Source organism: Sinorhizobium garamanticum (assembly GCF_029892065.1).
Taxonomy (GTDB): Bacteria; Pseudomonadota; Alphaproteobacteria; order Rhizobiales; family Rhizobiaceae; genus Sinorhizobium; species Sinorhizobium garamanticum.
In genome coordinates, this window is record NZ_CP120373.1 from 2,234,273 (window position 1) to 2,255,806 (window position 21,534).

Below are 21,534 nucleotides of genomic sequence, written 5' to 3' on the forward strand. Positions count from 1 at the left end.
GAGGCAGATATGGACATTCACGAATACCAGGCCAAGGAACTTCTATCCCGCTACCAGATCCACATTCCACGCGGCGGGCTGGCCTACAGCCCCGAACAGGCGGCCTATCGCGCAAGCGAGATTGGCGGCGACCGCTGGGTCGTGAAGGCGCAGATTCATTCCGGCGCGCGCGGCAAGGCGGGCGGCATCAAGCTCTGCTCGTCCGACCATGAGATCGCCGCGGCTGCCGACGCCATGCTCGGCGCCAAGCTGGTGACGCACCAGACCGGCCCGCAGGGCAAGCTGGTCAGTCGTCTCTACGTCGAGGAGGCGATGGACATCGAACGTGAGATCTATCTCGGCTTCGTGCTCGACCGCAAATCCGAACGGATCATGATCGTCGCGTCGTCCTCCGGCGGTATGGAGATCGAAGAGATCGCCGAGGCCGAACCCGACTCCATCATCCGCGCCACCGTCGATCCGGGCGTGGGCATGCAGGATTTCCAGGCCCGCGAGATCGCCTTCGGCCTGGGTATCGACAATGCGCTCGTCGGCCGCGCCACGCAGACGCTCATGGGCTGCTACCGCGCCTTCGTCGACTACGATGCCTCGATGCTGGAGATCAACCCGCTGGTCGTGACCCGCCGGGGTGATCTCGTGGCCCTCGACGCGAAGATGAGCTTCGACGAGAACGCGCTCTTCCGCCGGCCTCAAATCGCGGAGATGCGCGACAAGAGCCAGGAGGATCCGCGCGAGACCTACGCATCCGACCGCGGCCTTTCCTATGTCGGCCTCGACGGCAATATCGGCTGCATCATCAACGGTGCGGGCCTGGCGATGGCGACCATGGACATGATCAAGATCGCCGGCGGTGAGCCCGCGAACTTCCTCGACATCGGAGGTGGTGCTTCGCCCGAGCGCGTGGCGAAATCGTTCCGCGCCGTACTCAGGGACAGGCAAGTCGAGACGATCCTCGTCAACATCTTTGCCGGCATCAACCGCTGCGACTGGGTGGCAGAGGGCGTGATCAAGGCATTGCGCGAAGTCGGCGTACCGGTTCCGCTCGTGGTGCGCCTCTCCGGCACCAACATGGAAGAGGGGCGGCGCATCCTCGCCGAATCCGGCGAGAACATCATCATCGCGGAAACGCTGGCGGAGGCCGCCGAAAAGGCGGTCGGCGCATGGCGTTCCTACACCGCTACCAAAGCTGCTTGAGGGAGTCCGAGACATGTCCATCCTACTCGACAGGAACACCCGCGTCATCGTGCAGGGCTTCACCGGCAAGATCGGCAGCTTCCACGCGGAAGACATGAAGCGTTACGGCACCAATGTCGTGGGCGGCGTGACCCCCGGAAAGGGCGGCCATACCCATCTCGGCTTGCCGGTCTTCAATACGGTGAAGGGCGCGGTGCAGGAGACCGGCGCGGAGGCCTCGATCGTGTTCGTGCCGCCGCCCTTTGCTGCCGACTCGATCATGGAGGCGGCGGACGCCGGTATCCGGCTCTGCGTCTGCATCACCGACGGCATTCCCTCCCAGGACATGACCAGGGTCAAACGATATATGCGGCGTTACCGCTTCGAGGATCGCATGACGCTGATCGGCCCGAACTGCGCCGGCATGATCACGCCCGGCGAGGCGCTGATGGGCATCATGCCGGGGTCGATTTACCTGCCTGGCCGTATCGGCATCGTCGGCCGATCCGGCACGCTCGGCTATGAAGCGGCAAGCCAGATGAAGGCGCTCGGCATCGGCGTGTCCACCTCGGTCGGCATCGGCGGCGACCCGGTCAACGGATCCTCTTTCAAGGACATGCTCGAACTCTTCGAGAAGGATCCCGACACCGATGCGGTTCTAATGATCGGCGAGATCGGCGGCCCTCAGGAGGCGGAGGCCGCGCTTTGGGCGCGGGACCACATGAAGAAGCCGCTGATCGCCTATATCGCCGGCCTTTCAGCACCGAAGGGCCGCCGCATGGGTCATGCCGGCGCGATCATCTCCGCCTTCGGGGAATCGGCCCAGGAAAAGGTCGAGATCCTCAAGGGCGCGGGCGTCACGATCGTGCCGACGCCGTCCTCGTTCGGCGAGACGGTGGCGGATGTATTGGCGGCCATGACTAAGGCTGCCTGATTGCAAAGCCCCGCCTGCTGGTGACGCGTCCCTGAGCGGGAGAAGCGGAGCGCGCGCCTGCCGTGCGCTTCGACAGGGACGCTCGTCGGCGGCGGGTTCCACTGACGGATGTCAAAAACGTCGTTGTTCTGCCGCATATCGAGCCGCGATCCACGGGACGGGATCTTATGAATGGCCATCGGCGGCCTGGAGGTTAACTACCGCATGTTTTCCCTAAATCGCAGCCGGTTCAGGGGGAAAACATGCAGCAATTCAAAGTATTACAGCGTCCTTTTGCGCGTCTGACAGGACGCGCGGCGCTGTGGGAGGAGCAAAAATGGAGCGATCACGACCGAGTGGGATCGACCCGGCTGTATTCTGGCCGGCCATGTTCATCATCCTTGGATTTGTCGGCTGGGGGACCGTATTCCCTGAAAGCCTGTCCTCGGTCTCGAAGGTGGTACTCGATGCCATCATCGCCGACTTTGGCTGGGGTTTCGTCGTCTCTTCTGCCGGCTTCCTGGTTTTTGCTCTGTTCCTGGCCGTGAGCCGCTTCGGCAAGATCCGCCTGGGACAGGACGACGAGCGCCCGGAATTTCGCACCGCCTCGTGGATCTGCATGATGTTCAGCGTCGGCATGGGCATTGGGCTGATGTTCTGGGGCGTCGCGGAGCCAATCTACCACTTTGCAGGTCCGCCCCATGGGCAGGCCGAGCCAAGGACCCTCGAGGCGGCTCTTGTTGCGATGAAGTATTCCTATTTCCATTGGGCGCTTCATCCCTGGGCCATCTACGCGGTGGTTGGTCTTGCCATCGCCTATTTCACCTTCCGCAAGGGAAAGCCGAACCTGATTTCCGCTGCCTTCACGCCGATCCTCGGCGAGGCCGCAAGCGGGCCGATCGGCAAGGCGATCGACGTGCTTGCGCTGATTGCAACACTGTTCGGAACCGCCACCTCGCTCGGTCTTGGCGCACAGCAGATCAACAGCGGTATGAACTTTCTCTGGGGTACGGGCGTTTCCAACGCCATCGCGCTGACGATCATCGGGGTCATGACGGTGCTGTTCATACTCTCGGCGGTGTCTGGCGTGGGCAAGGGGATCCAGTTCCTCTCCAACATGAACATGATCATCGCAATGCTGCTGCTGGTGTTCCTGGTGTGCATCGGACCAACGATCTTCATGTTCAACACGTTCACCGAATCGCTAGGATTCTATCTGAGCGACCTCGTGTCCATGTCGTTGCGCACGGCAGCCTTCAGCGACGGCAAATGGCTGGGCAGCTGGACCATTTTCTATTGGGCCTGGTGGATATCCTGGGCGCCCTTCGTCGGCGTGTTCATCGCGCGGATCTCGCGCGGTCGCACGATCAAGGAGTTCGTGACCGGCGTGATCCTGATCCCGAGCGGCGTCACTTTCATCTGGTTCACGATCCTGGGCGGCACGGCACTTCATTCCGAGCTCTTCGGTGCCGGCGGGATCGTCGATGCCGTCAACAACCAAGGCGCAGCGGTCTCGCTCTTTGCCCTTCTGGCGCAATATCCATTCGCCTGGCTGACATCGTTGATCGCCATCTTTCTGGTCGCGATCTTCTTCATCTCGGGCGCGGACGCAGGCGCGGTCGTGATGGGAATGCTTTCATCACGCGGGGCACTGGAGCCAAAGCGTGGTGTTGTCGTCCTTTGGGGCGTGCTTGCCGGTGCCTCGGCCGCGGTGCTTCTGGTCATGGGCGGGCTTCAGGGCCTCCAGACCGCGTCGATCATCGCGGCCGCACCGTTCCTACTGGTGATGGTCGGGCTTTGCATTTCGCTATGGCATGCCCTTCTCGATGAGCTCGAAGAGGGAAGGGCGCAGCGTCCCGTGCCAACATCCGCAATGCCGGGCACGGGAACAGACGAGGCTCCCGGGCTTGTACCTGAAGCCGTGTCGTGAGTTGAGATCGTTCAGCTGCACCGTCGGTCCGGGACCGACGGTGCAAAGAGGGACTCCAATTGAAACGCGAAGAGATTGCGGGGTTTGTCGGCCCCGTTGGACTACTTGCCGTGGCGTGATCCGCGACGTGAAGGATGCGTCACGCGGCGGACGCACATGCGGCCGGACGCGCCGCCGGCATTCTCATGAGGCGGCCTCGCGCTTCCTGCGGTGAACACCCAAACGTCTCACGGTAGCACTTGGAAAAATGGGAAGCTGACACGAAGCCACAGGCGATGGCGACTTCCACGACAGGCATCGTTGACTGCACCAGCAGCAGTTGGGCGCGCTCGAGACGGAGCTTCAAATAATACCGCGCCGGCGAACAGCGCAGCTCGTTGCGGAACAGTCGCTCGACCTGGCGCCGTGAAAGGCCGATTGAAGCGGTAAGCTCTTCCACTTGCATCGGCTCGGTAAGGCTCTTCTCCATCTTCTCGACCAGCTTCAACACGATGGGATCTCGAACCCCAATGCGTTGGGCGAAGGGAAGGCGCTGCCGCTCCCCGGGCTCTCGCACGCGGTCGACAAGCGCGAGTTCGCATATGCCACTCACAACGCTCTCGTCGAAATCGCGGCCAATGATGTGCAGCATCATATCGAAGGAAGCGGACCCGCCGGCGCAGGTATAGATGTTACCGTCGACTTCGTAGATCCCAGTGCTGGCGTTAGCCGCCCCAAAGCGCTCGACAAATCCGGGTTGATTCTCCCAGTGGATCGCGCATTTCCGCTCGTCGAGCAGTCCGGCTCTCGCCAGGACATGGGCGCCGGTGCACAGGCCCGCGACGGCGACGCCGCGATTGCGACATTCGCGCAGCCATGCATCGGCCGCACGGTCGACGTGGCGCTCCACGTGCTTTCCTCCGCAAATGACGGATACCGAGGGGCGCAGTCGGCTGCTGAGATGCTGGCGTTCAACCGCTACCGAGTCGTCAGCTTCAAGCGTGAGGCCGCAGCTCGCGCGGACCTTGGCCCCGTCGGAAGAGACCACTCGCCAGGCGTAGGCTTCGTAACCGACGACTGCGTTTGCCAACCGCAGGGCCTCGACCGCGGAAGAGAACGCCAGCAACGTGAATTCCGGCACAAGGTAGAAGGCAAACAGACGCTGTTCTGCGCTCACTAGTCTCATCCAAGATTCTCCCCCGACGGCCGAATGGCTCGATCCGCGACATATCCCGAAATATTGACTTGCGTTGGAGATCTGAAAAGAATGATCGCGTCATATCGGCAGTAGAAATGAGACAGTATGGCTGTAAACGACGTTTCCCAGAGGAGCGTGCGGCGCGAGCAGGATGCGCGCCTGACGGTGGGGTTCGTTCTGGTGCAGCGATTTACGCTCTGCGCCTTCGCCAACTTCGTGGACGTTTTGCGCCTCGCTGCCGATGAAGGCGACCGTAGCCGGCCGATTCAGTGTCGATGGAAAGTCGTTGCCCCGGACATGAAGCCGATCACGGCCAGCTGCGGTGTCTCCGTACAACCTCACGAGGTGTTCGGCAGTCCCAAACTCTTCGATTATCTCGTGGTGGTTGGCGGCCTCATCGACGAAATGGACCGGCCCGATGACCGGGTGGAACGTTACTTGCGGCAGGCCGCCGCGGCCGGCGTTCCGCTGGTTGGCCTCTGCACCGGCACGTTCATCCTCCATCGTGCCGGTTTAATGGAGGGCTATCGCGGCTGTGTGAGCTGGTTCCACCATCAGGATTTTCTCTCGCAGTTCGACGGGCTCAAGCCGATATCCGACCAGATCTTCGTGGTCGATCGCGACCGCCTGACCTGCTCGGGCGGTACGAGCACAGCTCACCTCGCGGCATTTCTGGTCGACAGACACATCGGCAAGGCTCAATCCACGAAGAGCTTGAATATCATGATGATCAGCGAGGCGGAGGACGGGGGCACACCGCAGCCTGGCCTGACGCTCAGCTTCCGGACGAAGGATCCAATTGTCAGGAAGGCGCTTTTGCTGATGCAGCAAAGCCTGGACACGCCACTCTCCGTCGCCGAGATAGCAAGGAATCTAAAAGTCGGTAAGCGGTGTCTTGAACGGCATTTCAGGGAGGCACTTGGAACCTCGCCCCTGACCGCGTTCATCGAGATGCGGCTCTTGCTTGCGCGGCACATGCTCGAGAACACCGGCAAGTCGATTGCGACGGTCGCAGCGGAAAGCGGCTTCTGTGACTCATCCCATCTCAGCCGAATGTTCCGCAGGCGGTTTGCCAAAACACCGCAAAATTTCCGCGCATCCCTGGGTGCCTAGGCGACAGCAAATCGAAAGACTCAAGGCGCCTTGTTGATCCGGCTATAGGACTACGCAGCCGCCGCGCCGTCTTTCCGCGAAAAGTCCGCGCGGAGGTCGTCGATGCGCTGCCAGCGCCGGCGCAGCAGCAATCCCTTTCTGCAGGCGCGACGATGACGCATTCCGCGTGCTGTTCGGCGCATATGAGGTCTTCTTTCTGAAGTGTTCGATCCACTATCAGCGCCATCTCCCGGCCTCGAAAACAGATAGGCAGATCATGATGAACATTGCGCAGATGCAGGAACAGCGACTGAAGGCACTCGAACTGACCAGGAATGGCGCGCCGAGGCTGCCGTCCAATCCGTTCTTCGGCGTCGGCCCGATCACCGATGCGACCACCGACGAAGTGGATAGCCGCCTGCGGCGCCTCGCTTTCGATGCCTGGATTGAGAAGACCTATCGCAAGTTCGACGACAGGGGCAACGACATCGGCGGTTTCACCACCGCCGAGATTTCGCGCAGCATGCACCGCGGCTATCCGGCAGACAAGATCCTGACCGACATGATGCGGGCGATCCATCGCTATTTCGGCTTTCCGAAGACGAACCGCATGGCTGTGGGGCTCGGCGGTGGCCACAGCGGCTTCACCGTCTGCGTCCAGCACCTGATGAACGCCAACGACGCCTCCCAGCGCATTTATGTCGACACGCCGCGGCCAGAGAGCGATCCGTCGAAGGCCGCGGGCTTCTTCCGCCAGTCCTGGGCCACCCAGTTGATCGAGATGCAGCGCTTCGCCGAAAAGGGTTGCGAGAGCCGCATCCATTTCGCCGCCTCGGAAGGCGTGATCCCGTCGGCAGAAGAGCTCTCCGCCCTCGGCGTCTCGATCTTTGTCGGTGTCGGCCATGAGACGACCGGCGCCAATGCCTATACCAGCCGCGAGGTCCGCGAGCTCTTGAGCTGGATAGACGGCGATCCGAAAAATCGCCATGCGGTGTTCGATGCCACGTCGATGCTCGGCGCCATGCCGTGGGAGCCCGAACTGGTTGCCGCCGTCATGGCGAAGTGCTGCCTATTCATGCCGTTCCAGAAGGCGATCGGTGGGGTTTCGGGTTATTTCGTCGCCTCCTTCACGCCGCATGCGCTGGCATTGATCGAGAAGAACCAGCAAGACCCGGCCTGGGCGATCCCGCGCCAGCTAAAGATCGCGCCGCCGATCGATCCCAGGCAGCCGTTCTCGGCCAAGCGCTCCGTCGATGCCGGGCCGTTCTACGATGCCGCGGAAGACCGCATGCTTGGCGGCGTCATCAACACCTACAGCGCGCTCGCCTTTGCCGAGACCACCTTCGGCCTTTTGCAGTCGGAGGCACGCGTCGGCTCCGTCGTCGAGCTCAACCGCCGCTCCGCCGCCAATCGCAAGGTGATCGACGAGTGGGTCGAGCGGCATCCGCTTCTATCGCTGACGGTCACCGATGCCGAGCGGCGCGGCGCGGCGGTGACGCTCCTCAAGGTCGAAGACGACGGCATCACAGATTCCGACATTCACGCCCGCATCATCGCCCGTTCGAAGCAACTGCTCGGCTATGAGGGCATTACCCATCCGAACGGCGAATACGAGCCTGGCCTCGATGCGGCCCGCTACGTCAATGCCTTCCCGGGCACGCCCGGCGACTATCGCGCCTGGGTCGGTGGCATCCGCGAGTCGGACGATGTCGTCGCGTTGCTGGAAAATCTCCAATACGCCTATCTGCGCGCCAAGATCGTCGTTCTCGAAGAGGAACTGGCGAAGAACGGCGTCACTTTCGAGGCCCCGGCCAAGGCCGACGGCGCTGTCCGCAAGGACGATCGCGCGCGCGCCTATACCGTGCTGATCGCCGATCTGGTCGGCCTGCGCTTCGGCGCCGACGGTCAGCCGGATCACAGCGAGGTCAAGGCCTATATCGAGGAAAATGGCGGCGTCTTCCATCTCGGGCCGCTTGGCGACCGGTCGGCGCTCGAGAAGGGCCGCATCCATTTCTTCTACCAGCCGAATCTCAGCACCGAGGCGGAGATCCTGCCGCAGACGGACAAAGGCCAATACGACGCGCTGATCGCGGCGGCGACTTTCATTCCGAAGGCCTCGGTATTCCCGCTCGGCGGCGTGCGCATCGGCGCGGGCACCGGCAATATGGGCTCTGCCTCCTGGGGTGGCGGTAACGGCGAGGGCGGCGATGCGCCGCTCATGAACACGCCGGGCATCAACAGCCGGGCGACCGCCCAAATGGCGATGAAGGCGATCCTGAAGGTCGTTCCCGACCTGCCGGTCGACCGGCTGCACGGGATGGTCGCCGAAGGCGACTTCGACACCGGCCGTCAGCTCAAGGATTTTCCGACCGCCAAGCTCGAGGGCCGGAAGATCGCCATTCTGGGCTACGGCAATATCGGTCGCGAGGTCGCCAAGCTCGCCAAGGCCTTCGGCATGGAGGTGGCGATTTACGCCCGCGAGCATCACAAGCACTGGATCGAGGCGGAAGGGTTCGAATATGCCGCAAGTCCGGTCGCAGCGGCGACCGGCGCCGACGTGCTCTCCGTCCATATCGGCCTCGGCCGCCTCGACGCGACGACCGGCGTCTATTCCAACGCCGGAACCGTCGATGCGAAGGTGCTCGGCGCAATGAATGACGGCGCGGTGCTGGTCAACTACGACCGGGGCGAGGTCGTCGATGCCGCCGCGCTCGACGAGGCGCTCTCGTCCGGCAAGATCGTACACGCGGCGATCGACGCCGACCTCTTCAAGGACACCGCCACCGGCAAGCTTAGCGGGCCGATGCTGCCTTACCTGCCGCTCGAAGAGCGCCACAAGGGCAAGCTCGAGCTGCTGCCGCATGCGGCTGCCGACACCGATCATCCCTCGCGGGTGACCGGCGCGAAGCAGGCGGTCGACCAGATCTTCGACGTCATCCGCTTCAAAACGGTCACCAACCTCAAGGGCGACCTGCCGGATGGTTACGTTTCAGCAGGCAGCCGCACGCCCCGCGGCATCGGCCGGGTGACGAAGCGGGCGGTCACTGAGGTTGCCGGCAAGCCGGAACTCCTGGAGGACCTGCGGCAGACCTCGGAAAGGATCGTGGCGATCGTCGGCGCGCTCTCCGCCGTTTCGGACCCGGGTCATCGCGGCCGGATCATCGATCGCTACACTGGCCTGCTGGTCGAAAATGCCGGCCGGCAGAGGGCGTTGCTCGACCAACTCGGCCTCTACGGGCCGGCGGAGGAGTAAGATCTTCTGCGGCTTTGGCCCCCACTGCATGATTCCTTAAATCGGAATCGGTTTAAGGACAAAATCATGCAGCAATTCAAAGTGCCACAGCGCCGCGCGTCCAATCGGACGCGCGGCGCTGTAGCTTCTATTGGCTTTGGATAGCTGTCCGCAGTCGGGTTCGACGGGCGGGCCTGGGGTGAAGGAGTGCTGGCTTTTCCTGACTGTTTTCCTGCCTCTCCATTCGCTCAGGAGCCATTCGTCGATCACTTCCGCGACGAGAAAGTGCCCTAGGGGAGAAAGATGCTTGTCAACGACGCCAAAGGTTTTCGTGGGGTCGGCGGCCGCCAAACGCGCGGTCGGGTCGACAACGAACATGCTCGGCGTCGTGGCGGCCAGGTTCTCGATCATCTCGCGTTGCCGAGCCGGCTGCAGGCCGTCGTCGCGACCGGCCATCTCTGCCCATCCGGGCAGAATAACGACGAGTAGGTCGGCGCCGTTACCCTGTGCTTTCGCGGCCAGCCGCCCGAACAGACGTTTCGTCAATTCGAGCGCGTCGTCTATGTCCTGGCGAGAATCGCTGTTTCCGACATACGGCCGCAGGAGCGTCGAATAAACCCAGTTGTATAGTTTGCTGTTCTTCCACAAGAACAGGTGCGTCTCCAGCAACAAACCCGCATATTTTGGACTTGAACCCGCCGGTTCAAAGTTGATGTCGACGGAGGAAGGTGTGAGAACCGCCCTCTCGGCGTTGTCTTCTATGTCCGTGCTCAGTGAAAAGCCGACGATCAAGAGCTTGTGGGGGATCGTTCGCCCCTTGTCCTCATAAAGCCGGATCTCATTCGGCTGTCCGTAACCGCCGGTGCCGTAGTTTTTAAACAGAAGCTGCGGGTGCCATGCGTTCAACAATGCGCTGAATGTCTCGCTTTCCCTGACGAGCGAGCCTCGCACGAACGAGTCACCGAGCACGATCACGGGCTCGCCGTTGCCACTGGCATTGTCGCGGAAGCCATCTGCGTTGATTTTCACAGGGTTCCACGGATCGAAACTGCTGTATCGTTCGAAGTAGTTGTTGCCGGGGATTTCCGTGAAGCCGTAGCGCGCGTGAGGCTGGTGTCTCGTTCGCGGCGCCCCGCAAAACACGTATTCGCTCTCGCCAACGGGGATCTGAAGGCTTGGGAAAAGGCGCAATGACAGTTCAGATCCGATAATGACGACTGCAATCGACACGACGACCGTCAATGCATCGCCTATCCAAGGGAAGGCCGTTGACAGGTGCCTGCGTTGCCCTGCGCTTTTTGCGGCAGGCACCACGTCAGCTGACGCCATCGAACTTTCAGTGTTCGGCTTGTTGCGACGAGTGTCTTCCCGCATCGTTACGAGGACCTTCCCAACTGCCGTATTCCGCAGCTCTTGTCTTGCTTCCCCGAACCTGATGTGAGATCGGGATCAGAGTCGCAATCGTGATAGTGCCACACGAGCCCACTTGCCCGGTGCGTCACGCGTGCAGGTTTTCGCTGTCGCGCAATTGCGTTCGACAGGCTTGATAAAGAACGGTTCGCGTTGGTGTCCGTCTCACGGTTGGGAGCCCGCGCGCTCCACCAGAAACGGTAAGTCGCATTCGTTTCCGTGGCCAAAATTGGGAAGTCAGGACGGAACGAATATTGCCGGGCGAGGCCCCGTAGCCGACTGCTAAGTTCCGGAACGCTTCCGTCGCGACATAAATGGCTTCCGCGGAAGTCACAGCCTGGCTCACGCCTGCCTCGTCGGAAATCTGGACATAGAGGACGCCAGGGATGGACAATGGCATGGTGCTGACGACAGGGTCCAGGATCACGTCAATTGCCGCAGGAGCCACGTCGTTCAGAACGAAGACCACAAGCCCGTGCCGGCTCGACCGATAAGCAGTAATAATCACAGCCGCTGGGAGCAGTCCGTCGGTCTGCGTAATCTCTATAACGTTTTGTACATGCATAGTCGCTCTCCGAAGAAAAGAAGAACGCTTCAAGTTTGGAACACCCTGCAGCGCGGCGCGTCTTCCCAGACGCACAAAGGACGCTGTAGCGCTTTGAATTTGCTGCATGTTTTATCCTTAAATCGGCTACGATTTAAGGAAACATGCAGTAGGTATGGATCAAAAAAAGCGACCGCGTTGATTACCTAATCAAAATTCGCATGATTCCGGGAACTGGATACCAAACGGAGAAACTCTAACCTATTGCCGGTTGTTCGAATATATTCCCATGGATATACTCACCGCGTCTTTTTTCACGTTTCATGATGCAAAATCGCATTGGCGACACCACTGACGCAGGCGGGCCGCGATGCCGAGTTTGCCTCGCCATCGCGCTTAGTGCATCGCGCTAGCAGCCTTCGACAGCGCAGGCCCTCTCAAGCGTTTCGCCACGATGTCAGCAGCAAACGCGGCGCCGTCGCGGTTGAAGTGGCTGTCGGCGGCATACATCTTCTCCGGCTCCGGGTGCTCCTCCAAGGGAGGCACGAGATCGATCACCTCGATGCCTTCGGCAACCGCGCTATCGAGCACAAGCGTGCGCAGTGGGTCGAATGCGGCCCTTGACCGCAGCGCGCCCATGAACCGATCGACCCTCGGCACATAGACAAGCGTGAAGGTCCCGCCCCAACTGTTGGCTATCGTTTTCGCACGATGGAGGATCATGCGGAACTCCGGTATTTCCGGCGTAGCCCTAGGCAAGACCAGTCCCAACCGCGTAAGCGTCTGTTGCAGGGCCGCGAAATTCCGCAGGAGCGCTGTCTTTGTCAACAGATCGATGACCGTCACTGGCTGCTTGTTGCGTTGCTCTATCGCAGCTCTTGCTCGATGCAGGGAATCGCTGGCGTTCGACGGGGATCCGTAGTCCGCATCCATGTCGAGAGCCGCGCGCAACCATGGCATGCGGAGTTCGTTTTCCAGATTCTCCCAGTCATTTCCTTCGAAAAACACCATCAGAACATGATCCGGACGAAGGATTGGGCCGAAACGTCCGAGCGTTGCGAGTTCTACGAGGGGGCCATTGCCCCTGATACCCGCAGCAGTCACCGCAACGCGGTCATTTCTCAGGCGTGACGCAATATCGTCGCCAGGAGGCAGGCAAAAGCCCTCGACGAACGAGTCTCCGAGAAGCATCGCGTTCATTGAGCCGCGATCGTACACCTCGTCCGGATTGTTGAAGCCGAAACGATCCGAGCGATAGATGACTGCATTGTTCTCCGGCGCGCAGAGTACAACCTCAGTCTTCGGGAAGCCGGACAATATTGCCTCCGGCAGATTGTCGACGTCGGACATTCTATTGAGCTGATTGAGTGTGAAGGCGGATACGACATATCCTTTCTGCTCAAGGGCCTGTCGTTCGTTTTCGTCAAGCTGCCCCAACATCGCTAATCGCACTGGCACGGACCGGAAGGTAAGCAACGCTTCAAAGAGAAACAGGCCGAGCAAAGCGCTTAGACCGTAGATGCCCACTGCCATCGCCAGTTTGGGCCTCGCCAGGAACCCCGCTAGCAGAAACAAAAAGGCAAGCGATCCTGGAATCACAACATAGCGAAGGAAATGCGGAGCGGAGGAAGCATATTCGCTATAGTTCAACAGCGCGTAGGCGGGACTCAGCAAGAAGTAAGCCGCCAGGACCGTACAAAGTATAAATCCCGTTCTTCTGTGTCTCAAGGCGGTCCACCTCTCCTCGCAAGGTCAAGCCTATGTTTGGCTTCCGCTCTTCGCTCGTTCCTGTCCGCCGGACCCGAGGACCGGCACGGGAGGAGCATTCGGAGGTTATTTTCCGGTCTCGATCTCCGGCGAGCACTCGTCAATTCTGTCGAAGATCATTTCCTGAAACCAGCAGTCTTGGCCAATAAGTTCCGCAATTACCATAGGGATCATTCAATATTGAGCTGCAGTCTCTTTGACAGATTAGCGAGCTCCACGCGCGTCGAAATGGCGAGCTTGCTATAGATGCTGTGAAGGTGGAGCTTCACCGTGCCGGGTGAAATCCCGAGTTGCATGCCAATCTCTCTACTCCGCATTCCCGCCGCAGCAAGGCGTGACACCTCTATTTCGCGCTGCGTCAGCACTTCAAGAATTCGGTCGCGTTCGCTCTCTTGCTCACGGAGTCGATCGAGCGCGCCTTTAAGCGCCGGGTCGTGAAAGTAGGTGCCTCCGGCCACGACCTTTCTGATGCAATCCAACAGCGCGACAGGCGCTTGTTCCTTCAGCACGATGCCGCTAACGCCCAGTTGCATCGCTTCTTCGAGTTGGTCATCGCCTATGTCCGCAGTAAGGATCACGATCGCAGCACGGCAGCGGCCACGTACGCGACGAACGAGCTCCAGGCCGTTCATCTCGGGCATTCGCAAATCGAGAACAACGACGTCAACAGCGCCGGACTTCAGTACATCAAGCGCCTGCGCGCCGTTTTGGCATGTCGCCACGACCCGCCAACCCGGCACAGTCTCGATCAAGCGCCGCAGTCCGTCGAGAACGATCAAATGATCGTCGACGACAATCACGCGGAGGGTTATCGAGGCATCGGAAGCATGATCACCACTCGTGTCCATTCCGCAATCCTGTCAATAGCAAGTTTCCCACCACGGGCGGCTGTTCGCTCGCGTAAGCTTCTTGGACCCATTTTCTTGCGTTCGAGCTCGGCGTGCTCGACACGTTCGCCGAAGCCAAAGCCGACACCGTCGTCGTCCACGGTCAGTATGATTGCTTCCTCGTCTGTCCGCAGTTTGATCCTGACCTTCTGTGCGTGCCCATGGCGCACCGCGTTGGCCGTCGCCTCTGAGGTCATGCGGGCCAACTCGTAAATCAGGCCCATCGGAAGCCTGACCTTGGCTGGATACAGCGCGACGTCTACATCGATCTGCCACTGCAGCATGAGCCGATCGACCAACGCCGCGAATTGGTGCTCCAATTGTGCCTCAGCAGCGTCTCCATGCTCACGCCCCGGTTCGAGCGCTCGGATGAAGCTGCGCAGCTCGCGCTGCTCGTCGAGAAGCATCGACTGGATTGCCGTCAGGCGTTCCTCCAAGTCGTCCGGCGGTTGATCTCCCGTCGGCCGCAGAGATTGAAGCTGCAAGGCGGTGCCTGCCAGGGTCTGAAGAACGCCATCATGAAGGTCGCGGCCAATTCGAATGCGTTCCTCGACGGCCGCTTCGTCGCTAAGACGACGCACCAGCATTGCCTGTTCGAAGAGTGCCTTAATGCGATCGGCTATGATTTCGGTGATTGCGACGTCGTCAAGCGTCAGCACCGGCGGCTCGAGCAGAAAGAGACGAGCCTGCAGGTCGCCGACCTCGAAATGTACGGAGACCGCGGAAGTCAACGAAAACGCATCGACAAGCGCAGGGGAGAGGGGTGGCCGCTCATCGGTCCATGAGTCAAATCGACCGTCACCTTTATGAACCAGAAGACGGTTGCGCGTGGCGTCGGAAATCAAAAGGCTTCGTTGATGCAGAGTTTTGTCGGTCCAGGATCCAAAAGCGTCCGGAGGCATCTGTGTGACCTTGCAGCCCCCGTTTTCCCACAACGCCACATACGTCCATGGCTCTTCGCCATCGCTCCAGATGAGCAGTGCGCGCTTAACCAGCGTCACATGCGCGGCATACTCCAGCGCAGCAGCGGCGGGCCACTCACGGCCTTGTGGCAAGGCAGGCGTTCTTTGCACCAACCTCAACAGTTCGGCGCGCACCGCCTCCTGATGGGCGCCCAGCCAGATAAGCAGCACCGCCGCCACGAAGATGAACAAAAGCCTCGAAACATTCGTCGTGGTACCAGCGTCCGGATCGAACAGGTCGCGTGTATCTGAGGATCCGAGATACAGCAGGATCAGCAGGCAGATGAGCCCGCTCCAGAACGCACCCCGCCATCTCCAGTGCAAGGTCGCAGACAACAGCGTGAAAGGCATGAGCACGAAAAAGGGGCTCGACGCGCCGTCGGTCATCGACATGAACGCGGCGAATGCGACGATATCGATCACGTGGCGTGCGAACGTTCCGCGTACTCGTGAAATCTCCGTTCGCCAGGCCAGGATGGCGACGATGACGGCGTAGCAGAAATAAACGACGAGCAGCGCGTACATCGGTTCGGGCGGTAACGGCACGTGTGCCGAGTCCAGCCATGCGATCCAGATGCTGCCGGCCGCAAGCATGATCCGGCCGATTGCGATCACCTTGTCCGATCGGGCACGAAAGGTGTTCGTCCAGACCATGCGACCTGACACAAGGTCCCGCTCGTTCGCGCGGCGATCGCGCCGCGACATCTTTTCGTCCGCGCGATCAAATCCAACACGCAGTCGATCTGGCAGGTTGAACGTCCTGAGGATGGCCGTTGTACATCCTCTGAGAGCCGCCTCAATTGAAGCGCTTATGTCGGCCGAACTGTTCCGCGTCAAAGCGGCCACCCGAGTATGAACTGATCCAGGTATTTACTGTCAAAACAGGTATCTGCCGGCTGCGGCAGCAAAATCTAGTCTTTTAAAAGCGCTCCCGTCTCTCAATGACGCGAGAATGCATTTGGGCTGGGATAAGCTTAATTGGAATGACCGCCAATATACCGCTGGATATATGGATCCGTCGATCCGTTTTTCTCTCATGCGATCGAATTTTTCACCGGCCAGCAACCAGGTGTGTAGACAAAATCATGTTCAGTAATATCAGCTGGGAAAATCCTGTTGCGCGTACCAAAACCCCGAGGACCGTCGTAACGTTGGCCAATATGTGAAAATCCATTTCTTCCTATGCTGTCATCGGCTGTAGATATGCCGATATAGACCATCGAATGATGCCGCCTTGCTGCCATCAAGCCGTTTCTATATCCATCGGCATATTGACCAACCCGACTGCTGTTGCTGTAGTCGGTCATGAAATTAATGCGATTGTGAGGGACTATCGCCCTCGAATTCAGTTTGACGCCCGGCGCTTGATTGAGGTGCGTAGCAATGAGCGCGTCGCATGAACCGATCATAGAAAACATCCCGGAAGGTCCGTCCAATCGTAGTTTCGGCTACACTGTCGGCGGAATTCTTTTTTGCATCGCACTTTTGAGGTGGTGGCAAGCGGAGCAAGCCACCCCACTGACCATTGCGCTTGGTTCGGTCGGCATTGCGCTTGTCGTCCTGGCATACTTGGCTCCTCACACCTTGACCACCGCGAACCGGCTCTGGACCAAACTCGGTCTGCTCCTGTTCAAGGTAATCAATCCGCTCGTGATGCTGTTGATCTATGTAACCACGTTCATTCCGATCGGGGTTCTAATGCGATTACGAGGCCACGACCCCTTGGCGGCGGCATTCGACCGTAGCGTGAGCACATATTGGAAAACGAGGCCTCCAAACGAGCCGACGCCGGCGACGATGCGCGACCAGTATTAAATTTCGAGAGGGAAGAGAGATGGAATTTGTCCAGGAACTTTTCGCCTATATGGGCAACCGAAAGAAGTTCTGGTTGCTGCCGATCCTGATCATGGTGACGGTTTTTGGATCGCTGGTGGTCCTGACTCAGGGCACCGCTGTAGCACCGTTCATCTATACTCTGTTCTGATGCGGGGCCTGCCTTGCGCGTTCTAGGCATCTCCGCCTTCTACCACGACAGCGCGGCGGCTCTGGTCGAAGACGGCCGCGTTGTCGCGGCCGCGCAGGAGGAACGCTTCACTCGAAAGAAGCACGACCCGAGTTTTCCAGCGCGGGCGATAGAATACTGCCTGACGGAAGCCCGCTGCGGCATGAACGATATCGATCATGTCGTGTTTTACGACAAGCCGTTCTTAAAATTCGAGCGACTTCTCGAGACCTACCTTGCGACGAGCCCCAGAGGGTTTCGCTCATTCAAGCTTGCGATGCCAATATGGATCAAGGAGAAGCTGTTTCAAAAGAAGCTTCTTCGCAAGGATTTGGGCAGGATTGCGGGGGTGAAGGAATGGGCGGGGTCACTGCTCTTTACCGAGCATCATCTGGCCCACGCTGCGAGCGCGTACTTTCCTTCTCCCTTCCCAAGGGCGGCGGTATTGACCATGGACGGCGTCGGCGAATGGTGCACGACGTCCCTTGGTCACGGTCGCGACAATCACCTTGAGATATTGAAGGAAATCCATTTCCCCCATTCCCTGGGCCTGCTTTATTCCGCCTTTACCTACTACACCGGTTTCAAGGTGAACTCCGGCGAGTACAAGCTAATGGGGCTTGCGCCCTATGGTCGGCCGCGCTTCGCCCAGACCATCCTCGACCATCTCATCGACCTCAAGGAGGACGGCTCGTTTCGGCTCGATCAGCGCTACTTTGACTATTGCACCGGTCTCACGATGACGTCGCCCGCCTTTCACCGCTTGTTCGGCGGCGAACCGCGCAAGCCGGAATCCCCGCTTACACAGCGCGAGATGGACTTGGCGGCGTCGATCCAAAGCGTCACGGAAGAGGTCGTACTGAGGCTCGCGCGGTTCGCGAGGCGGGAAACCAACGAAAAGAACCTTTGCCTGGCCGGCGGTGTCGCGCTCAATTGCGTTGCCAATGGCAAGCTCCTCAAGGAAGGTCTCTTTGAGGACATCTGGATACAGCCGGCCGCTGGCGACGCAGGCGGCGCACTGGGGGCGGCGCTCGCCGTATGGCATGACTACCTGAGCAAGCCCCGCGCCACAAACGGCGGGGACAGCATGGCCGGGGCCTATCTCGGCCCGAGTTACGAACAAGCTGAAATCGAACAACGCCTCGCTGCCGCCGGCGCGGCCTACAGGGTTCTGTCCGACGATGAAATTACAGCAACCACGGTCGAGGCCCTTGTCGAGGAAAAGGCTGTTGGCTGGATGCAGGGGCGCATGGAGTTCGGGCCGCGCGCGCTGGGAGGGCGCTCGATACTCGGTGATCCGCGCTCGCCGACAATGCAGAAGACGCTCAATCTCAAAGTCAAATACAGGGAGAGTTTTCGCCCCTTTGCTCCCTCGGTTCGCCGCGAGGACGTAGCGGACTGGTTCGATCTCGATGCCGACAGCCCCTACATGCTGCTCGTCGCCGACGTGTTGGAGAGCCGGAGACTGCATGCCAATCATCCGCAGGAACAGTTGTTCGGCATCGACCTGCTGAATGTGCCGAGATCAGAGATTCCGGCTGTCACCCACGTCGACTACTCGGCGCGCATCCAGACGGTGCATCGCGAGACCAACCCTCGCTACTGGGATCTGCTGACAGCCTTCAAAGCTCGCACCGGCTGTCCGGTCCTTGTCAACACCAGCTTCAACGTGCGCGGAGAGCCTATCGTCTGCACGCCGGAAGATGCATTCCGATGCTTCATGGGCACGGAGATCGAACGCCTCGTCGTCGGCAATTGCATGCTGAAGAAGGAAGACCAGCCTGAACGTCTACGCAAGGACTACAAGGAACAGTTCGAGCTCGACTAGCGGGACTTCTGCTGTAGAGGCTGCAGCTACCCCGTCTGCTCGACGATCGGCGGAATCTGGATCACTTTCAGGTCCGATGCACCGGAGTCGATGATCTCGAAGACCGCGTCGAGCATTCTCGGAACATCCTGGCGAACCATTTCTATGTGATCGCCGAGCATGGCCACGAAAGGATCCCAGTCGAAGCAGCCGAGGTGCGGCATCCGGTCGGCATAGTGGCCGGAGCGACGGATCCAGCGCATCACGCCTTCAAGCGAAATCGTGGAGTTGACGAACATGCCCCGCGGCAGTGTTCCGACCTTTTCCGCGATTGCCTTCATGGCGTTCTCCGCCTTCTCGGGCGCATAGCCGCAGGTGAGCACCAGCGTCTCGTCGACTGTCACCCCCGCTTCGGCATGGGCGGCGCGGAACCCTCTAACACGCTCCGATGTGTTGTGGTCGGTTCCGCGCCCGCCGACGAAGAGCAGCGGCGCCTTTTCACCGAACTCCCTCTCGCAGTTCGCCAGCACACGCCGCGTGAGTTCGAGCGCGCCGGCGAAATTGTCCGAAATGACCGACGGAACACGCGAACCCGGCAGGTCGAGATTCACGGCGCGCACGCCGGCGGCAGAACATATGTCGGCAATCCGATCCGGATCGGTCGCGCCCGTCGCGATCAGGCAGTCCACCTGGTAGGAGAGCATGGCGCGCGCGGCTTCGATTTCCAGTGCGGGATCGCGGCGCGTGCAGGTTATGATCGGGAAGAGGCCTCTCTCGCGGGCCATGGCCTCGAACTGTTCGACGATCGAGCCGAAGTAGCGGTTGTCGTACTTCGGGACGATCATTCCAATGATTTTCGATCGCTCGCGCCGCAGCACGCTCGCCTGCATGTTCAGCGCATATCCCTGCTCTTCGGCGAGCCGGGTTATCTTCTCGGCCAGTTGGCTGCTGATGCGGCGCTTCTTCCAGTTTCCATTCAGCACGGCACTCACGGCGCTCGCCGAGGTCCCGGCCAATTCGGCCAGGTCGTAGATCGTTGTCCTTTTCGTCGGAATGCTACGCTTCACGAATTTTGATCTCCCTTTTTCGACCACCACCTTGACATCAAAGGCGTACAGTGGCAATTCTGCTTCATCGATTGAGCACGCAAGCACAATCGATGAAGCCGCCAGTTTCAACAAAGCTGGGCAGGGAGGGAGTCAGACAGGAAATCAAAAAATCTAGCGCTGCGGTGTTTGCTGCGGCGAGCGACCGGCTGCGCCCTGATGGGCCTGTAAAAGCTGTGCGGAATTTGTCCGCGGACGACTTCGCGATATCTTGGGGGTGTCGCCCTTCAAAAGCTTCAGGACGCCGGCGAAAAATCAACCGTGGAGGAAACTTATGAAGACGATTTATTACTTGCTTGCCTCGACCGGCCTTGCCGTGTCGCTCAGCAGCGCCGCCGTTGCGCAGGAAGCGGCCACCGTTGCCTTCCTGATGCCGGACCAGGCTTCGACTCGCTACGAGGAACATGATTATCCAGGCTTCAAGGCAGAGATGGAGAAGCTCTGCCCGAGCTGCACCGTCATCTACCAGAACGCCAATGCGGACGTGGCGCTTCAGCAGCAGCAGTTCAACTCCGCGATCGCTCAGGGCGCCAAGGTTGTCGTGCTTGATCCGGTTGATTCCGCGGCAGCCGCCGCACTCGTCGAAATCGCCCATTCCCAGGATGTCAAGGTGATCGCCTATGACCGTCCGATCCCGGACAAGCCGGCGGACTACTATGTCTCGTTCGACAATGAGGGCATCGGCCGCTCGATCGCGCAGTCGCTCGTCGAGCACCTGAAGGCATCCGGCGTTCCGGAAGGTTCCGGCGTGCTGCAGATCAACGGCTCGCCGACCGATGCGGCCGCCGGACTCATTCGCGACGGCATCGATTCCGCCCTCGACGCCTCCGGCTACAAGACGCTCGCCGAGTACGATACGCCAGACTGGGCGCCGCCGAAGGCGCAGGAATGGGCCGCCGGCCAGATCACCCGTTTCGGCGAGCAGATCAAGGGCATCGTCGCCGCCAACGACGGAACCGGCGGGGGTGCGATTGCCGCTCTCAAGGCGGCAGGCGTCAAGCCGGTCCCCCCGGTCACCGGCAACGATGCGACGATTGCAGCCCTGCAGCTGGTCATCTCCGGGGACCAGTACAACACGATCTCCAAGCCTTCCGAGATCGTAGCGGCCGCTGCAGCCAATGTTGCCGTGAAGCTGATCAAGGGCGAAACCCCGGAAGCGACCCATAAGCTGTACGATACGCCCTCGCAGCTCTTCACTCCCGCAGTGGTCACGGCCGAAAACATCAAAGCCGAGATCTTCGACAAGAAGATCAACACGCCGGAAGAGATCTGCACCGGCGAATATGTTGAAGGTTGCCGCAAACTCGGCATCATGAACTGAGACTCTGGCTGTTTTCGTGTTCGGTCGCGAGGCGCGGCCGAACACATCTCCGAGATCACGATGATTCTTGGTCGACCCGTAACCATGGCCGTGATCGATTCTAGCAACCTGGAGCGGATGCGCGGCGGAGAATCGCTCGTACGTTTCCTTGATCCCGCTCCACTGCATGTTTCCTATGATCGTATCCGATTAAAGGGTGGAAACATGCAGC

The 21,534-nt window shown here is 60.2% G+C and carries 17 protein-coding genes; 9 read left to right on the plus strand and 8 right to left on the minus strand.

The features are described from left to right. Positions 1 to 9: 9 nt before the first annotated feature. The 3 genes from PZN02_RS10350 (at position 10) to PZN02_RS10360 (ending at position 4,016) form a co-directional block, all read left to right on the plus strand. Positions 10 to 1,194 (plus strand): malate--CoA ligase subunit beta, encoded by a 1,185-nt coding sequence (locus PZN02_RS10350; protein ID WP_280657919.1) that lies wholly within the window; start codon positions 10 to 12, stop codon positions 1,192 to 1,194. A 13-nt stretch (positions 1,195 to 1,207) separates the two neighbouring features. Then, the gene (sucD, locus tag PZN02_RS10355; protein ID WP_225106328.1) at positions 1,208 to 2,107 is read left to right on the plus strand and encodes a succinate--CoA ligase subunit alpha; all 900 of its coding nucleotides are present in this window, start codon (positions 1,208 to 1,210) and stop codon (positions 2,105 to 2,107) included. A 316-nt stretch (positions 2,108 to 2,423) separates the two neighbouring features. After that, on the plus strand, positions 2,424 to 4,016 hold the full coding sequence (locus tag PZN02_RS10360) for a BCCT family transporter (protein ID WP_280657920.1): 1,593 nt from the start codon (positions 2,424 to 2,426) through the stop codon (positions 4,014 to 4,016). A gap of 139 nt (positions 4,017 to 4,155) precedes the next feature. On the opposite strand, the gene PZN02_RS10365 is transcribed toward PZN02_RS10360, so the two are convergent. Beyond that, entirely contained in the window at positions 4,156 to 5,181 is a 1,026-nt protein-coding gene (locus PZN02_RS10365) for a GlxA family transcriptional regulator (protein ID WP_280657921.1), read from the minus strand. Positions 5,182 to 5,298: 117 nt separating this feature from the next. Here PZN02_RS10365 and PZN02_RS10370 point away from each other — a divergent pair, with 117 nt between their 5' ends. Then, positions 5,299 to 6,306 carry a GlxA family transcriptional regulator gene (locus PZN02_RS10370; RefSeq protein WP_280657922.1) on the plus strand — a complete coding sequence of 336 codons (1,008 nt, stop codon included), beginning with the start codon at positions 5,299 to 5,301 and terminating at the stop codon, positions 6,304 to 6,306. Positions 6,307 to 6,562: 256 nt separating this feature from the next. Beyond that, entirely contained in the window at positions 6,563 to 9,538 is a 2,976-nt protein-coding gene (locus tag PZN02_RS10375) for an NAD(P)-dependent oxidoreductase (protein ID WP_280657923.1), read from the plus strand. Positions 9,539 to 9,574: 36 nt separating this feature from the next. Here the strand turns inward: PZN02_RS10375 and PZN02_RS10380 are convergent, their stop codons facing one another. The 6 genes from PZN02_RS10380 to PZN02_RS10405 form a co-directional block, all read right to left on the minus strand. Beyond that, positions 9,575 to 10,846 carry a hypothetical protein gene (locus PZN02_RS10380; protein WP_280657924.1) on the minus strand — a complete coding sequence of 424 codons (1,272 nt, stop codon included), beginning with the start codon at positions 10,844 to 10,846 and terminating at the stop codon, positions 9,575 to 9,577. A 169-nt stretch (positions 10,847 to 11,015) separates the two neighbouring features. After that, positions 11,016 to 11,600, minus strand: coding sequence for a hypothetical protein (locus PZN02_RS10385; RefSeq protein WP_280657925.1), 585 nt, complete (start codon positions 11,598 to 11,600; stop codon positions 11,016 to 11,018). A gap of 267 nt (positions 11,601 to 11,867) precedes the next feature. Then, positions 11,868 to 12,911, minus strand: a complete 1,044-nt coding sequence (locus tag PZN02_RS10390) for an alginate O-acetyltransferase AlgX-related protein (RefSeq protein ID WP_342394695.1) — start codon at positions 12,909 to 12,911, stop codon at positions 11,868 to 11,870. A gap of 497 nt (positions 12,912 to 13,408) precedes the next feature. Next, positions 13,409 to 14,086 (minus strand): response regulator, encoded by a 678-nt coding sequence (locus PZN02_RS10395; protein ID WP_280657926.1) that lies wholly within the window; start codon positions 14,084 to 14,086, stop codon positions 13,409 to 13,411. Further along, a complete protein-coding gene (locus PZN02_RS10400) occupies positions 14,047 to 15,792 on the minus strand; it encodes a sensor histidine kinase (protein ID WP_280657927.1) in 1,746 nt (581 codons plus the stop codon). Before PZN02_RS10400 ends, PZN02_RS10395 begins: the two co-directional genes overlap by 40 nt. A 329-nt stretch (positions 15,793 to 16,121) precedes the next feature. Next, a complete protein-coding gene (locus PZN02_RS10405; protein WP_280657928.1) occupies positions 16,122 to 16,394 on the minus strand; it encodes a hypothetical protein in 273 nt (90 codons plus the stop codon). A gap of 76 nt (positions 16,395 to 16,470) precedes the next feature. Between PZN02_RS10405 and PZN02_RS10410 the strand changes: the two genes are divergently transcribed. The 3 genes from PZN02_RS10410 to PZN02_RS10420 are packed head-to-tail and all read left to right on the plus strand — an operon-like array spanning position 16,471 to position 18,917. Then, positions 16,471 to 16,902, plus strand: a complete 432-nt coding sequence (locus PZN02_RS10410) for an SxtJ family membrane protein (protein ID WP_280657929.1) — start codon at positions 16,471 to 16,473, stop codon at positions 16,900 to 16,902. Between the two features lie 19 nt (positions 16,903 to 16,921). Further along, on the plus strand, positions 16,922 to 17,071 hold the full coding sequence (locus tag PZN02_RS10415; protein ID WP_225106340.1) for a DUF5989 family protein: 150 nt from the start codon (positions 16,922 to 16,924) through the stop codon (positions 17,069 to 17,071). A gap of 13 nt (positions 17,072 to 17,084) precedes the next feature. Further along, a complete protein-coding gene (locus tag PZN02_RS10420; RefSeq protein ID WP_280657930.1) occupies positions 17,085 to 18,917 on the plus strand; it encodes a carbamoyltransferase family protein in 1,833 nt (610 codons plus the stop codon). Between the two features lie 26 nt (positions 18,918 to 18,943). Here PZN02_RS10420 and PZN02_RS10425 read toward each other — a convergent pair whose 3' ends face one another. Continuing rightward, positions 18,944 to 19,963 (minus strand): LacI family DNA-binding transcriptional regulator, encoded by a 1,020-nt coding sequence (locus tag PZN02_RS10425; protein WP_280657931.1) that lies wholly within the window; start codon positions 19,961 to 19,963, stop codon positions 18,944 to 18,946. 313 nt (positions 19,964 to 20,276) lie between these two features. Here PZN02_RS10425 and PZN02_RS10430 point away from each other — a divergent pair, with 313 nt between their 5' ends. Continuing rightward, entirely contained in the window at positions 20,277 to 21,323 is a 1,047-nt protein-coding gene (locus PZN02_RS10430) for an ABC transporter substrate-binding protein (protein ID WP_280657932.1), read from the plus strand. The last annotated feature ends 211 nt before the right edge of the window (positions 21,324 to 21,534 follow it).